Source organism: Jeotgalibacillus malaysiensis, from assembly GCF_044789845.1.
Taxonomy (GTDB): Bacteria; Bacillota; Bacilli; order Bacillales; family Jeotgalibacillaceae; genus Jeotgalibacillus; species Jeotgalibacillus malaysiensis_A.
In genome coordinates this window covers 257,198-271,572 of sequence record NZ_CP085252.1, presented here as the reverse complement: position 1 = coordinate 271,572, position 14,375 = coordinate 257,198, and the positions used below count along the sequence as shown (strand labels likewise).

Here is a 14,375-nt window from a genome sequence, read left to right as displayed (position 1 = left end):
CTGGGACAAATGTCTCATCCTCTTCTTAATTTTCAAATTACTTATACACTAATTTGCTATCCCTTCTTCTTATCTAAAAATGAAATCAGTGTCAGCGCAATGCCCAGTCCGATAAATATAAATGCTAAAGTATCGGTCAAACCGGATCCACTGTTCAGATCTCGAATCAGTACAATACGCCCAACAAGAATATCATCAGTGCTATAGCCAGATTTGATTTACCAAATATTGATAAATGTTTCATCGTAACACCTCCACCCTCAGCATCGAATTCCCTCCCTTTTGAAATTCATAAGGCACTTCTACTTCTGATGCTGCATAGCCTTTTTCCTTTAAGTACCCAATCACACGATCTAAATGTTCATAGCAATTACCTTCCAGATCAATTAACGGGAAGATTCTCAGCTCTTCCTTTGTCACTCTAAGCAATTCATTTAACGTATCTATATGAAATTGAAAATCCAGACAGTCTGCATAAGTAAACAGAAAATGCGCTGACAAAAGGATGTCAAACTCCTGATCGGCAAATGGCAGCAATGGCAGGATAACCGGGACATACCGCTCGTGATGCTCCTTCATATCCTGCGTGCAGGTCATCAATGCCTTTTCGCGGTGCTTTTGTAACTCACTGACATCTGCAAAGTAATCCCATATGTAGTTCCCTTTTGCCTTTTCCATATGTATCATAGCGTGCTGCAGATCCTCCAGCCCTTTTATGCCGAGGTTCTCTGCTGAATGATCGTAGACAATATCAGCTGCAGTAATATCCAGACCCCTTGATTGACCTGTCGCTGTGAAAGAACAGGCTCCGGAAGGACAGTCCAGGATTTTTTTATCCTTCAGTTCTTCTTCTGAAAGTAAAAACATGTCCAGATATTCCTCGTACGTTCTGCCAATAAAAACGACCTTTTCCAGATCCAGTTTTGTTTTCGGTTGCGAATCATTCATTCCATTTCACACCTCCCACGATTTATAGATCTCACCTATGATCCCCTTCATCTGATGCTCACCTGTATCTGCATTTGTCATAATGACGAGTCCATTTTTCTGATATGGATGCGCCACCATCATGCATTGAAAGCCAATCCCCCATCCAAGAGAAGACATTTCCACTGATTGACCCGCACCATCTAAAAATAATCCGAGTCCGATCCATTCTTTACTTCCCTGTGGACTGATCATTGCTTCCGCAGCCCGTGAGGTAAGACCAATTTTACTTTCACCCCGCAGTGCATTCATGAATTCAATCACCAGAACGGCTAAATCGCTAGGTGTCGTCCACAGTCCTGATGCTGCAGGATAAGGGTAGATCGGGTAATGCCCCGGCACTAATTCTCCCTTTCTATTGTGCCCGGAAGAAAAAAACCTTTTTTCTGAAATGGTCACGGAAAATGTACTATTGTTCATTTTTAATGGTTCAAAAATGAGTTCTTTCACTATTTTTTCAAAAGGCTCCCCGGTGATATCTTCTATCAACAGCTGGATGATGCAATATCCTGCATCCGAGTATTGAAAGTCGCTTCCAGGTTCATCTTTCACTTCAACAGGCTTCTTGCAGTATAGGGTTCTTCCCGCCAAAACACCTGCCATCGAAGGAGCCCTGTCTCCAGCATTCAGTTCAGAGAAACTGCCTTCAGGATCAATAATCCCAGACTGATGACTCAGTAAATGCCGGGGTGTTACCACATATTCATCAGATGCAACTCTCCAGGACACAAGGCGGTTATTCACATCTTCATCCAGATCAATCAAGCCCTGCACACTTAGCTTCATCACAAGAATCGATGCTAGGAGTTTACTGATTGAACAGGCATTAAAGATAGAATCAAGCTGTACCTCCCGCTCTGTCCCTGCTTCAAGTAAACCAAAACAGTCCGTGCTCAGCGCACCATTTTGTATGATTGCCATACTTAATCCCGGTACGTGATGATGCTTCATTCTTTCGTGAATCTGTACACGTGAAAGCTCCATTAGTCATCCTCACTTTTCGTTTATACTCATTACTCACTTCTTAAAATGAATTTCACTTATAGTCACGGACAATCAAGTCTGGCGAAACCGGCTTTCTGCCAATCTCCCGCGCCCAGACTGAACACTGGCCAATATGATGAACCTCATGAGTAATCAGGTGCTTGATCACCTTCTCATATGTAAAAGAATGAACCTTCCCATTACTGCTGGTGATCTGAATGCTTTTATTTTCGATTCCATCGTTCCATGTTGAAAGTGTACGCTGTGTGAGGTCTTTGGTGAAATCCGAATAGACAATCAAATCATCTAAAGTTCTGATCATTTCCCGCTGTTCATAAGTTACTGGATCCTTTACCAGATAGTTAATCCATAGAAGCTCACAGTCTATAATATGAACCAGGTTCTGAAACAGGCTCCTCATCCCGCCTGTCCTCTCTGCATGCAGCTCTTCTTCCGGCAGAGATTTGCACCACTTAAACCAGTCGTCCCGTACCTGCCAGTTATATAAGAATAAATCAATCACATAACCTTCTCCTTTTGTAAAAGATTGGTTTCATTTTACCGTACCAGTTACTCATTTGGTATAATTTGTTTGCGTTAATTTGATGATAGTCAGGAATAAAAGCAGTACTAACAAGCATGAAAAGGATGTGAGCCACCATATGAACTTAGGGAATGTACTTGTTTTTGGCGGAACAGGGATGCTGGCTGAAGCCACAGGATGGATCGCTGATCATTCGGTCTCAACCACAGCATTCGGAAGAGATCAGCGGAAGCTTGAATGCCTGGTAAATACATACGGGGTGGAAACTGAGGTCCTGGATTACACTGACTTAAACACCCTGAGTGAGCAGATTGATACGGCGTATAGGACGCACGGATCGATTCATCTGGTCGTTGCATGGATACACAACACTTCTCCTGAAGCGATCTCAGTTATTCAGGAAACGATATTCAAGCTCCAGCCTGCCCGGCAATGGACTTTGATCATTGTAAAAGGAAGCAGCAGCAGACAGTCCGATATAGCAGAGGAATAGGAGAAAGCGGTTGCTAACTGCAGCATAAAAGAAGTAAAACTGGGCTTTGTCATGAGCGGAAATACCTCCAGGTGGTTAACGCATGAAGAAATATCAGGCGGTGTGATTGAAGCAATTTAAATGTGGAAACAAAGAAACGATCGTGGGGACAATAGAGCCCTGGGACATGCGGCCTTAATTCTAAAAACCTGAAAGAATATGATTGAACTAAACTTGAAAGCGGTGAAGGCATTGGAACAGGTTTTAATTAAAGCAAGAGAGATTGCATCAAGAGTCATTATAGAAGCCGGCAAGGCAGCGTTAACTACTTTTGACCGGGCTGAACAGATTATTGAAAAAGATGAATTTGGGGATGTCGTCACTGAAGCGGATCATGCTGCTGAGGCAATTATACTGAAAGAACTGACTCGCTCATTTCCGGATCACGCGATTATCAGTGAAGAGTCAGGCGCTAATCAAATCGAGAGTGATTGGACGTGGCAGGTGGATCCACTGGATGGAACCAATAATTTCGCTATCGGCTTACCCGTCTTTTCATCATCCATTACGTTAATACATAAAGACCAGCCTGTTCTTGGGGTGATTTATGAACCCGTTTTAGATCGCCTGTATGTAGCGGATTCAATGGATGGTTCGAAATGTAATGGCCAAAGCATGCAGGTACAAAAGCGACAGGACCCAACCCGCTTTACTATCGCATGGATTCAGGGGCACGCAGTACGCAATGAAGCCCAGGCAGTTAAGCTCCGCCAGCACCTGGACCTGAATTGTAAACGAATGCTTCGCACATGGGCGCCGACACTTTGCTGGGCGATGCTTGCCAAGGGAGATATTGATGGGGTTGTGCTCTACAACTCTGAGGGAGAGGATCTGTATTCCGGGCTGTTAATGGTCAGGGAAGCCGGTGCATTAGTGTGTGACTTTGAAGGCAATGAATTTTCCGGTATTCAGTCAGAGGCGCCTTATTTTATTGCCTGTCATCCTGAGCATAAGGATTATTTTCTGGCGTTTGTGAAGAAAGGACTGGAGTAGGTATAGCTTTTTCGGAGGTAAATTGTGTTGACCGCTTTACCTCCAGGCTATTGCCTCTAAAATATCCACTTTCAGCTTCTCTGTCCGTTTTTCACTTCTTAGAGATTTTTCAACCTTCGCCCATCCAACGACATACCGCAGATGTTCATTGTTTTTAAACGATGCCTCATTTACAGCATAGATTGGTTCAAACCAGTCTGTTTTCCGAAGCAGTTCAATGTTTTTGTTTACCCTCTCATCCTTAGGTTCTCCACGCATGAACATTACTAAGGATATACAGATATTGATAAAAATTTCTATGAGGTTCCCCTCCTTTCACACAGGTTATCCTTACTTATCCTCCAAATGACCAGAAGAATATAAGATATATTGCGAATCCGCCATAAAAGGCACTGATCATCAACGTGAGCACAGGTATCAGCTTTTTTATGCCAGTTTCTTTCTTTACACCTAAAATCCCAAAAATGATTCCCGCTAATACGACAAAAGGCACGACTGTAACCAGGCTCACAATGACTGCGAAACCATTATCATTAAATGCAGTAATAACAAAATAAATAAACTGTATTACAAATAAAGCAAGTATTAGTGCAGAGATCCTTCCAGATATACTTTTTGGCATCATCGTATTCTCCTCAATAAAAAAGAATATTTTCTACTTCTACCCTACCACAACCAACCCTTCATTATAAGGAAACTTTTCCACTAAATGTATGATATGATCACCTAAAGAGCTTCCCGCATTTCATCCAACTTTATAAGGAGTGTGACTGCCATGATTCTCGTCGTTCTTTTCATTTGTGCTTTTGGTATCTGGATCTACTTTAAGTATGAGGTTCAATCAATGAGCCTGCTCAGCCGTCTAATGGCAAAGGGCTGGGATGGTGTGAATGCTGAGGAATCACGGTATATTCGCTGCTCGGGTTGTGATGGTGTGATTAAGAGAGGTCATACGACGCCTTACTGTGTGAAGTGCAGGCGGTTTACGTAAGTTTATATATCAGGAGGTTGACAATGACAGTCAGATATATTGCTATTTTTATCATAGGATTCATCATGACCTTTTTTATTCCGGGAGACTTATTTGATCATCCAAATACTGCGGTTAGTATATTCATGAGATTTTGCAATGCATTGATTATCTTGTTTTTAACCTGGCTATTGCAACCAAGTCCTGCAAAAGAAGAGCCAAAATAAAAGGAAGGAGCACAGGATCGCATCCCGGCTCATTCCTTTTCAATCACTTATTCACCCACCCGATACACTGCGGGTCTTATGCTCATAAGCCTCATCCTGACTTCTCTCTTTACCAGCCGCTTTCTTCGACCAGATTGTCGCAAGTAATGGACCAGAGATGTTGTGCCAGATTGCGCCCCATACGCTCGGAAGTGCAGCAAGTGGACTGAAATGAGCTGTTGCCAGTGCCACACCAAGACCTGAGTTCTGCATGCCGACTTCCAGAGAAATCGCACGGCGGTCGTCTTCTTTCAGACCAAGCGCCATTGCAACAAGGTAACCAAGCAGTAAGCCAAAGCCATTGTGCAGAAACACTGCTGCGAAAACAATCCAGCCGGCTGTAATTACGTTTGGTCCGTTTGCGCCTGTTACGACACCAACAATGATCAGGATCGCAGTAACAGAGATCAGCGGGATCACAGACAGACTCGCTTCCACCGCTTTTGGCGCAAGACGTTGAGTTACAAAGCCCAGCAGGATTGGAATAATGATGACCTGGAAAATCGACATAAACATTGATACCGCATCGACCGGCATCCATTGACCAACTAAAAGTAACAGTAATAACGGTGTCACGATTGGTGCTAAAAGTGTTGATAAGCTTGTCATCGCAACAGAAAGTGCAAGATTGCCTTTTGCCAGATACACCATCACGTTAGATGATGTTCCACCAGGCACGGATCCTAAAAGCACAAGTCCCGCTGCCAGTTCAGGTGGAAGGTTCAGTGCATAGGCAATTGTAAATGCAGCGAGCGGCATGATCACAAACTGTGCAGCTACCCCAAGCACAACAGGAAGTGGACGCTTTGCCACAATTTTAAAATCAACTGGCTTTAGCGTAAGGCCCATTCCGAACATGACGATCCCAAGCAGAATGGTGATATAGCTTCCGAATGGAGAGAAAATGCCCGGTACGAAAAAGGCGAGCATGGCAGCTGAGATCACCCAAACTGCAAAATATTTTCCTGCGAGTGTACTAACTTTTGACAACAGATTCATAGACATTTTCTCCTTTAGCAGGCAATAGTTTTCCAGGGTTCAAAATTCCCTGTGGATCAAGTGCAGCTTTGATTTGCTGCATGACGCCAAGCGCCGCTCCAAATTCCTGCTCCATATATTTCTGCTTGCCGTACCCGACGCCGTGCTCCCCGGTCGATGTACCGTTTCGCTCAAGTCCGTAGGCAACAAGACTTTCATTAAATGTATTCGCGCGTTCCTTCTCTTCCCCGTCTGCCAGATCAATCATCAGAATCACGTGGAAGTTCCCATCACCAACGTGACCTGTCACGCCGCCAATAAGATTCAGCTTCACAAGCTGCTCCTGTGCATGACGCACAGCCCCTGCAAGTTCAGAAATTGGTACGCAGACATCTGTGACCATCATTTTTCGGCCAGGGTAACCATGAATAAATGAGTACGCCAGGTTATGACGTGCTTCCCACAGGCGGTTCCGCTCTGTGTTATTCGTTACAAATTCAATCGCTTCACAGTCATACGTACTGACGATTTCCTTCATAAAATCAACATCCTGTGCGAGGCCGGCTTCATTACCGTGGAATTCCATAAATAGCGTTGGAATCTCAGGATAATCTGTTTTCTGATGATGATTCAGCTGTTTGAGTGAAATCTCATCCAGCAGTTCAACGCGTGCGATCGGAATACCAGATTGAAGTAAGCTGACAACTGCCTGCACCGCCTTTTCAACGGAAGGAAATGTTGCCCGTCCTGCCATCTCGTACTCAGGAATGCCATATACTTTTAGTGTAAGCTCTGTGATGCAGCCTAAGATCCCTTCTGAACCGACGAACAGTCCGTTCAGATGCAGCCCAGCTGAAGATTTGGCTGCTTTTGATCCGGTGTGAATGACTTCACCACTTGCAAGCACGACTTCAAGATCGCGAACCTGATCCCGCATAATTCCGTATCTGACCGACGTGGTGCCGCTCGCATTCGTTGCAGCCATACCCCCGAGCGTTGCGTCCGCTCCAGGGTCTACAGAGAAAAACAACCCGTGCTTTTTCAGCTCCCGGTTCAACTGACTCCGCGTCACTCCCGGCTGGACTTTTACAATCAGATCATCCGGAGACACTTCAAGCACTGCGTTCATTTCTGTGAAATCAATCGTCACACACTCCTGCATTGGGACAACGTGTCCTTCAAGGCTTGTGCCAAGACCGAATGGCACGACCGGAATCACATGCTTTGAAGCGGCGGCTAAAATTTGTGATGTCTCTTCAGTCGATCGCGGGAAGACGACGACCTGTGTAATACTCCCTTTATGATAAGACTCATCCACCGAATGCTGTTCTCTTACAGTCTCGTTTTCGGAAATCTGGTCTTTTTGTAAAAACTCATGTAAACTCTCTACAAATGCTGTAACTGACATAAGATGTACCTCCTGACACTAATTGGTCCAACCAATTTAGTCTCATTATACGCAATCATCTGAACATTTCAAGAACATTTTTAAAGGAGTTGCTGACATCGCGGTGGAAAGTTATCCAAAGTACAAACAAGTAGTGGAACAGCTCTCACATAAGTATCTGAATGGGGACCTGGCAATCGGTGAAAAGCTCCCACCGGAACGTGAGCTTGCAAGGCAGCTCGGGGTCAGCCGCACAGGTGTGCGCGAGGCATTGCATTATTTAAGAGAAGCTGGTGCAATTCAGTCAAAGCAGGGCGGCGGACATTACCTGCTTGTATCACGGCTTGAGGATGCTGCAGACAATCAGGCTAAGCTGAACCTGAAAGCAGACCCCTCCCTCACGGCGGAAATGCTTGAAGTGCGAAGAGCATTGGAATGTGAAGCGGCTTACCTGGCGGCGATTCGGGCAACACCTGCAGATCTGGAAACGTTTGATGACTGCCTGGATCTGATGAAGCATGCGCTGACTGAAGAACAGGGTGCAATGGCAGACGTCACCTTTCATCTGACGGTTGTCCGCACTTCGCAAAATCGGATGCTGATCGAGGCAGTGGATGGCATTGTGGCGCAAATGGAGAAGAATATTAGAACGACGCGTAGGCAGCGCTTTTCCTCAGACGCCTCCCACTATCAGACGACGTATGCTGAGCATGAGATGATCTATCTGGCGATCAAGGATAAGCGGGCGGATGATGCGAAGAAGTTGATGCTGAGGCATTTAAACAGGGCTTATGAAGAGATTTGGGGAGAGCGTAAATAGCTGTGTAAAATAGAAAACTCTTGATGAGTCTCGTAGTCACTCATCAAGAGTTTTTAAATTTGTCATGACACTGATGTCTCTACTCACTAACAAGCACCTGCTTTTTAAGTCTGCGATAGACAAAAAAGTTGAAAATGACCATACCGAGCGTGAGCAACACACCCAAAAACAAAATCATCATGGCCGCCAGCCCAACCCAACCAATCGTGAGAGAATGAATCAGATTGTGAAGCAGTACAGATGAAACGAAGGTTAAAGCAGCAATGTGATAAGGAGCAATTCTTTTCCAAAGAAATATCAGCAGCACAACAAAAAATAACGAGATCAGTGAATACATGATAGTCTCACTAGCCGAAAAGCCAAATCTTGATTGTCCGGCATCATAGCCTGTGCCAGGATTTGCTGTTTCGTAGAATGCATATGCTGTAAAAATCAGCCCTGCCAACAATGCAGTAACGTACACAACCCAGTTGGTTCTTTTGATCTCTGTTCGGTTCATGAGTTAGTCCCCCTCCTTAAATTGTGACTCTTTCCGTCTTGAGTTTCTAAAAGTAAATTCCCATTTAATCACATTTCCACTATAGCAGTTACCCCATTAAGAAGCAGAGAAGCAATGCCCGTAAACATTAAAATGATAGACACTACACGATAATTCTTTTGAGTCTTAGATTTGTTCCAGGCATAAAAGCCAGTTGCAAGCATGAACAAACTTAAAATAATGTTAATTAAAAACGGAATGACAGTCATTGTGTTCACCTTTCTATGAGTGTTCTAGATATAAATAGGATCAATTCAGCCTCTTGTTTTGACCTACGTTGTGTTACGCTTGTATCAACTAAAATTATCCATCTACCTATACTATGCTAGTTAAATATCGAAATCGCAACCATCATTTAACATCTACCTTTTCGAATACGGGAGGACACAATGAGAAAGATATTGTTTATTGGTTTAGTTGTTTTAATCGCAGTCATCTGGACGTTTTCCTGCGTGTCAGCACGGTGCCTGAATAACACATACTCCTGAGGACGAAGCTCCTCTACTCTGCTTGTGACACCATAGCCGTTAACTAATGAAATGAATTCTATCTCACGTTCTTCTTTCATCTCACCTTTCATATACATACCTTCATCTATGATACCTGCCCAGTAGCGGAACGTTTCATCATCCCAGAGTTTTTCAAGATTCTCCCCCCCTTTTTTATTTCATAAGATTTTTTAAATATATAGTCTCGGTTTACCCTACTGAAGGAAACATTTCAATAATTAAAAAGCACCTCAAGAATTAAAAGGTGCTCCCACTCTTAATGATTATAATGTGGCCTCGAAACCCCCTGCCGCTACACATTTACAAATATTTAAATCTATAAATATTCATTCAAAGCTTTACTGTACTCCCTCTCCCTGTTCTGTAATTTACAGGATGAAGAGCAAGCCATCCCTTTTGATTGGAAGTCGTTCAGATTGAAAGAATGGTTGGATACTGCTATAGTTCACCTCAAATATAACAATGTAGAAGCTGAGTTTCTCCTGTTATTTATCAAACATATCTCGAAGCTAACGAGATTACTATTTTACCTAAGATCATGTAATAGAGAGAAGGATGTTTTCAATGAGATTAAGTGTACTGGATCAATCGCCTGTGACGAAGGGCAATACCGCAGTTGATGCACTCAGAAAATCTGAGGAACTGGCAATTTTGGCTGATGAACTCGGCTACCACCGTATGTGGATGGCAGAACACCATGGATTAGAATCTCACGTCAGCTCTGCACCTGAAATCACTGCAGCAAGACTTGCATCAAAAACAGAAAATATCAGAATCGGCACCGGCGGCGTGATGATGATGCATTACTCGCCATTAAAATTGGCTGAAGTTTTCAAGACACTGAGTGCATTTTCACCCGGCAGAATCGACTTCGGTGTCGGCAGAGCGCCTGGTGGTGACAGCAGTGCCATGTATGCACTATCAGAGGGACGAAGACCTTTACTGGATAATATGTATGAAAAGTTTAAGATTGCCATGCAGCTGATCAATGATGAGGTCCCGGAAGGCAAGCTGCACGGTTCAACGCCCGCAGTACCCGGTCATGTCGCGTTACCTGAAGCATGGATGCTCGGATCAAGCGGCAACAGCGCGGTTGAAACAGCGAAATTGGGTGCGGGGTATTCATTTGCACAGTTTTTTAATGGCCAGTTGAGCACAGAAATTCTCGAAGCATATCGGTACCATTTCAGACCTTCAGCACTTATGGAAAAACCTGAAATCAATGTGTGCTATATGGTAACAGCAGCGGAAACGAAAGAAGAAGCAGAATATGAAGCACTGCCGCAGGACATTGCCGGGCTCTGGCTTTCTCAGGGGAAAATCGCTCAGCCGCTCACTCCGGAGGAAGCAAAAGACTATCCACTGACAGAAATGGATAAAATTAAGATTCAGCATCGTCGTCCGCTTCATATTGTCGGTGCAGCCAAAGATGTGGCCGACAAGCTGAAAGCAGAGCAGGAAAAGTACGGTTTCGATGAAGCCATGATCGTCAGCATCCCCCATTCCCAGAAAGCACGATTGAATGTTTATAGATTGCTGGCAGAGGAGTTATTGTAAGGCAATGCAGATAAAACGCTGAAGCAACATGCGCTTCAGCGTTTTATTTATTCTTAGAAACCAGGGACGAATCATTAGACAGCCGACTGATTACGACATACGTCCCTTTGTCTCAATCAGCTTTTTCAGCCAACCACTTAATCCGCTCCAACGCCTTCGGAATCCGATCAGCAAACGTCTCTTCCTGTTCTTTCGGAATATCCATTGTAAGAACTAACAGTGTCCCGTCACCCTGCTCCGTCAGCGTGTAGCTTTCACTTCCTCCAGTCCATTCATCATCACGCGCCAGCTGGCCGCTTTCCTGAGTGTCAGCACGATGCCTGAATAACACGTACTCCTGAGGACGAAGTTTCTCAACCTTACTTGTAACACCATAGCCGTTCACTGATGAAATGAATTCCATTTCACTTCCCTCTTTTAAGTCACCTTTTTTATACGTACCTTCATCAATGATACTTGCCCAGTCCTGGAACGTTTCATCATGCCAGAGCGTATTCCATACTTGCTCTCTTGAAGTATTGATACTGATAGAAAAAGACGTATTTTCCATTGCGTGATCTTCCTTTCAAGTATGTTTTCATACCAAAACAAGCACTTGGATTATTGCTCTTTTAAAACCGAATACTTCTTATACGATTTATAATAACTCACACTAAACAACACAACTAAAATCAAAGGCAACAGCTTCAAAAGAACAAACGGTGTTTCAAATAACAGGGCTTTCCAGAATAATGACCCTTCCATGTTCCAAAGTCCTTCATGATATAACCCCGAATCACTGTAAAGCAGGAAGGAAAACACCAGACACATTGTCCCCAGCCAAAAAGAATAGGTCATTAACCTTTTATAATAACTCCCCGTGGACTCGCGATCGGAGAAAATTTCATTTTGACCGTCAGCTTCTTTTTGCCAGTACCTGATGCCGCTCATCCAGGATCCGTTCATATAGCTCCAGCCGAAATCTTCATAGGTGGCTTTGTATTCCTCAAGCTTTTGCTTAGACAAACGATCCTGATAATCAATCCGCATCACATAGTTCCTGTCAGTTTTCTCGAATGTGTAGAACCCTGATGAGCTTACATTCGTACAGCGATATCCCTTTTGCAGCTGCTCGTTCAGCCACTGCTCTTCTTTCTCAACGTCAAAAAAGATTTTAAATTTTTTCATTTGCTTCACTTCCCTCATACAAAGATATGATATGCAAAAGTCTCTCCTGTTCAGCTTGTAAAACAGCGCTTCCCTCTTCAGTGATTTGATAAATCCTTCTCCGTCCTTCATTTCCAACCGGTTCAATCCAGCCGTGTTTATTCAGATTTTCGATCGCCCCGTACAGCGTACCAGCCGCTAAAATCACATCTCCATGACTCATTTTTTCAATCTCCTGCATCACAGCATAACCATGACGCGGTTCACGCAATGCCAGCAAAATATAATGCATCGTCTCAGACAATGGTAATAATTTATGTTTCATACTCTCATCCTTTATTCAGTTCGACTATATAGTTCAACTTAATAAATACTTTAATACAGTTGAACTGAATAGTCAAATGGTATTTTACATTTATTGAAAGTGAATGTGAGAGATCTATTTAGAGGTAAATTAAAAAGTCGATTTCCCTTACATGGAGAAATCGACTTTTGTGAGATGACTATTTAGTAGAGGGCCCTGTGTCAGAAACAAATTCTGCACAATTCATTCTGTCTATTTAATATGCTTGAGTTGTGCGCAATACAGAGGCAATCATTTCAGAATATTAAAGTGTGAACAGGTTCACTTCAACTCAGGAGTACTTAGTATTTTGTAATAAAAGATTGTCATTGTGGCGAGGCCAATACCAAAAAGCACACCTCCGGCAACAATGAAATTCTGAATATAGCTTTCGATGATAATAAGGTACATTGCGGTATCTGCTTCGCCTCTTTGGAACAGCCAGTTCTCAGCAAGCGATGTTCCGAAGCTCACACTGAAGAACAGCAGAACAAAACCAATCACAGTAATCGTAATGCTAAAGATGATTAAACCGTTTAACTTTTCTCTTGTCATGTTACTCCCCTTCTCGATTCATCGTAAAGACGCTGCCACACTATCGTTTCCATTATAAGTCATTACTTTTAACATTTGGTGAATCTATTGATATTTTATCGACATAATCTTTTTGTTCAAATCAGGGCAAAACAAAACTAAATTAGTATCTGACTAAGGGATAAATCGTGCTTACCTGCAAAGTATCATTTAACATATGAACTTCTGTGGCATGAAAGTCCAGGGCTGCAAGTTGAATGGCGTTTTCAAAAACGATCTGGTCAAACTCAGTGACCATTTCTTCATCCATCGTATATTGAACTGTTGCCACATCATCTTCCATTGAAGCCTCTACAATTTCAAATCCCTCTATAATCGCTGAATCGTAAAAGACATCCTCACTTTTCACTGACTCCATCGCTTCTAACGTTTCTGGAAAGGTCAAAGGCTCTCCATCTTCATTTTCAACCGGTTCCTCTAACACCCCGCCCGGCAGGAAAAATGTCTGCTCTGAATCTTTATCGTAAATGGTATAATACCCGCGCGTAAGACCTCTTTCTTCTTCAATCAGGATCGGCTCATCAACATTTCTTTGGGCTACGATGATGTTTTCCTCACCATCCGGATTCAAGAATGCAACTTCCTCAATCCCATACAGATCACTCATGCCAAACAGCGAGTCATAAAACAAACTTGTTTGCGCAGAGGTAGTAGAGAGCTGATTCCCTTCTTCAGTAAAATGCACCTGAAGCCGTGGCCACTCAACGGTCATTTCAGTAAAAGGACGCAGGATTTCCTGTTCAGAAGGATCATTTTCAAGAAGAGACGACTTCAGTCTTTCCTCAGGTGAAGTGCTTTGGCCTTCATCACGATTAATCGTAAACGCTGTAAAGAACTCAGTTTCTCCGTTATAAATATATGTATCAATGAAATAGTCAGGAGACGCCTCGGTTTCTTCGTAAGGATCTGATTCACTTTCATCTACATTCTCATCTTCTATATTTTCTGCCGAATTGTCTTCTGTATCCGGTTGATCCATTGAGCTTTCTTCCTGCTGAGCGTTTTCATCAGCCGGCTGCATATCCTGCTCTGTTGCTTCATTTTCATTGTTTTGACAGCTCGCAAGCAGTAAAGCAATAGAGGCTATCCCGGCTGTTTTAATGATCTTTTCCAAACTAAGACCTCCCTTTTTTATCCAAGTACCCTAATTTATACTTAATAAAAGTGGGGAAGGAATTCTTTCTTCTTCTGATAACATTTAGTGGATTGATTATGACTGCCTTATCA

The 14,375-nt window shown here is 43.2% G+C and carries 20 protein-coding genes; 6 read left to right on the top strand and 14 right to left on the bottom strand.

The genetic code is table 11. From position 1 onward, the window contains the following. Positions 1–240: 240 nt before the first annotated feature. Genes LG330_RS01475 through LG330_RS01465 form a run of 3 tightly spaced genes read right to left on the bottom strand, consistent with a single transcriptional unit; the run spans position 241 to position 2,494 of the window. Positions 241–948, bottom strand: a complete 708-nt coding sequence (locus LG330_RS01475; RefSeq protein ID WP_404406936.1) for an SAM-dependent methyltransferase — start codon at positions 946–948, stop codon at positions 241–243. A gap of 6 nt (positions 949–954) precedes the next feature. Further along, positions 955–1,971 carry a serine hydrolase domain-containing protein gene (locus LG330_RS01470; RefSeq protein WP_404406934.1) on the bottom strand — a complete coding sequence of 339 codons (1,017 nt, stop codon included), beginning with the start codon at positions 1,969–1,971 and terminating at the stop codon, positions 955–957. A gap of 52 nt (positions 1,972–2,023) precedes the next feature. Continuing rightward, positions 2,024–2,494: a DinB family protein gene (locus tag LG330_RS01465; RefSeq protein ID WP_404406932.1), complete on the bottom strand. Its 471-nt coding sequence runs from the start codon at positions 2,492–2,494 to the stop codon at positions 2,024–2,026. Between the two features lie 139 nt (positions 2,495–2,633). On the opposite strand from LG330_RS01465, the gene LG330_RS01460 reads away from it, so the two are divergent. Together LG330_RS01460 and LG330_RS01455 are read left to right on the top strand one after the other, a co-directional pair. Beyond that, on the top strand, positions 2,634–3,008 hold the full coding sequence (locus tag LG330_RS01460) for a hypothetical protein (RefSeq protein ID WP_404406930.1): 375 nt from the start codon (positions 2,634–2,636) through the stop codon (positions 3,006–3,008). 231 nt (positions 3,009–3,239) lie between these two features. Continuing rightward, positions 3,240–4,040: an inositol monophosphatase family protein gene (locus LG330_RS01455; protein ID WP_404406928.1), complete on the top strand. Its 801-nt coding sequence runs from the start codon at positions 3,240–3,242 to the stop codon at positions 4,038–4,040. A gap of 36 nt (positions 4,041–4,076) precedes the next feature. Here the strand turns inward: LG330_RS01455 and LG330_RS01450 are convergent, their stop codons facing one another. Continuing rightward, the gene (locus tag LG330_RS01450) at positions 4,077–4,298 is read right to left on the bottom strand and encodes a hypothetical protein (protein WP_404406926.1); all 222 of its coding nucleotides are present in this window, start codon (positions 4,296–4,298) and stop codon (positions 4,077–4,079) included. Positions 4,299–4,374: 76 nt separating this feature from the next. Next, positions 4,375–4,662, bottom strand: coding sequence for a hypothetical protein (locus LG330_RS01445; protein ID WP_404406924.1), 288 nt, complete (start codon positions 4,660–4,662; stop codon positions 4,375–4,377). A gap of 153 nt (positions 4,663–4,815) precedes the next feature. Here LG330_RS01445 and LG330_RS01440 point away from each other — a divergent pair, with 153 nt between their 5' ends. Both LG330_RS01440 and LG330_RS01435 read left to right on the top strand, forming a co-directional pair. Further along, complete coding sequence (locus LG330_RS01440; protein WP_404406922.1) at positions 4,816–5,031, top strand: hypothetical protein; 216 nt, start codon at positions 4,816–4,818, stop codon at positions 5,029–5,031. A gap of 23 nt (positions 5,032–5,054) precedes the next feature. Next, a complete protein-coding gene (locus LG330_RS01435; RefSeq protein ID WP_404406920.1) occupies positions 5,055–5,237 on the top strand; it encodes a hypothetical protein in 183 nt (60 codons plus the stop codon). 51 nt (positions 5,238–5,288) lie between these two features. Here the strand turns inward: LG330_RS01435 and LG330_RS01430 are convergent, their stop codons facing one another. Both LG330_RS01430 and LG330_RS01425 read right to left on the bottom strand, forming a co-directional pair. Further along, the gene (locus LG330_RS01430) at positions 5,289–6,275 is read right to left on the bottom strand and encodes a bile acid:sodium symporter family protein (protein WP_404406918.1); all 987 of its coding nucleotides are present in this window, start codon (positions 6,273–6,275) and stop codon (positions 5,289–5,291) included. After that, positions 6,253–7,662: an FAD-binding oxidoreductase gene (locus LG330_RS01425; RefSeq protein WP_404406916.1), complete on the bottom strand. Its 1,410-nt coding sequence runs from the start codon at positions 7,660–7,662 to the stop codon at positions 6,253–6,255. Before LG330_RS01425 ends, LG330_RS01430 begins: the two co-directional genes overlap by 23 nt. A gap of 103 nt (positions 7,663–7,765) precedes the next feature. Here LG330_RS01425 and LG330_RS01420 point away from each other — a divergent pair, with 103 nt between their 5' ends. Next, the gene (locus LG330_RS01420; RefSeq protein WP_404406914.1) at positions 7,766–8,461 is read left to right on the top strand and encodes a FadR/GntR family transcriptional regulator; all 696 of its coding nucleotides are present in this window, start codon (positions 7,766–7,768) and stop codon (positions 8,459–8,461) included. Positions 8,462–8,540: 79 nt separating this feature from the next. Here LG330_RS01420 and LG330_RS01415 read toward each other — a convergent pair whose 3' ends face one another. Beyond that, a complete protein-coding gene (locus tag LG330_RS01415) occupies positions 8,541–8,960 on the bottom strand; it encodes a hypothetical protein (RefSeq protein WP_404406912.1) in 420 nt (139 codons plus the stop codon). Between the two features lie 394 nt (positions 8,961–9,354). Continuing rightward, entirely contained in the window at positions 9,355–9,579 is a 225-nt protein-coding gene (locus LG330_RS01410) for a hypothetical protein (RefSeq protein ID WP_404406910.1), read from the bottom strand. 493 nt (positions 9,580–10,072) lie between these two features. Here LG330_RS01410 and LG330_RS01405 point away from each other — a divergent pair, with 493 nt between their 5' ends. After that, complete coding sequence (locus tag LG330_RS01405) at positions 10,073–11,065, top strand: LLM class flavin-dependent oxidoreductase (protein WP_404406908.1); 993 nt, start codon at positions 10,073–10,075, stop codon at positions 11,063–11,065. A 112-nt stretch (positions 11,066–11,177) separates the two neighbouring features. Here LG330_RS01405 and LG330_RS01400 read toward each other — a convergent pair whose 3' ends face one another. The 5 genes from LG330_RS01400 to LG330_RS01380 form a co-directional block, all read right to left on the bottom strand. Further along, positions 11,178–11,615, bottom strand: coding sequence for an SRPBCC domain-containing protein (locus tag LG330_RS01400; protein WP_404406906.1), 438 nt, complete (start codon positions 11,613–11,615; stop codon positions 11,178–11,180). A 50-nt stretch (positions 11,616–11,665) separates the two neighbouring features. Further along, positions 11,666–12,232, bottom strand: coding sequence for a DUF2812 domain-containing protein (locus LG330_RS01395; RefSeq protein ID WP_404406904.1), 567 nt, complete (start codon positions 12,230–12,232; stop codon positions 11,666–11,668). After that, positions 12,219–12,536 carry a PadR family transcriptional regulator gene (locus LG330_RS01390; RefSeq protein ID WP_404406902.1) on the bottom strand — a complete coding sequence of 106 codons (318 nt, stop codon included), beginning with the start codon at positions 12,534–12,536 and terminating at the stop codon, positions 12,219–12,221. The genes LG330_RS01395 and LG330_RS01390 overlap by 14 nt, the downstream gene beginning before the upstream one ends. Before the next feature lie 300 nt (positions 12,537–12,836). Beyond that, on the bottom strand, positions 12,837–13,109 hold the full coding sequence (locus tag LG330_RS01385) for a hypothetical protein (RefSeq protein ID WP_404406900.1): 273 nt from the start codon (positions 13,107–13,109) through the stop codon (positions 12,837–12,839). A 142-nt stretch (positions 13,110–13,251) separates the two neighbouring features. Beyond that, positions 13,252–14,262 (bottom strand): hypothetical protein, encoded by a 1,011-nt coding sequence (locus LG330_RS01380; protein ID WP_404406898.1) that lies wholly within the window; start codon positions 14,260–14,262, stop codon positions 13,252–13,254. Between the last annotated feature and the right edge of the window lie 113 nt (positions 14,263–14,375).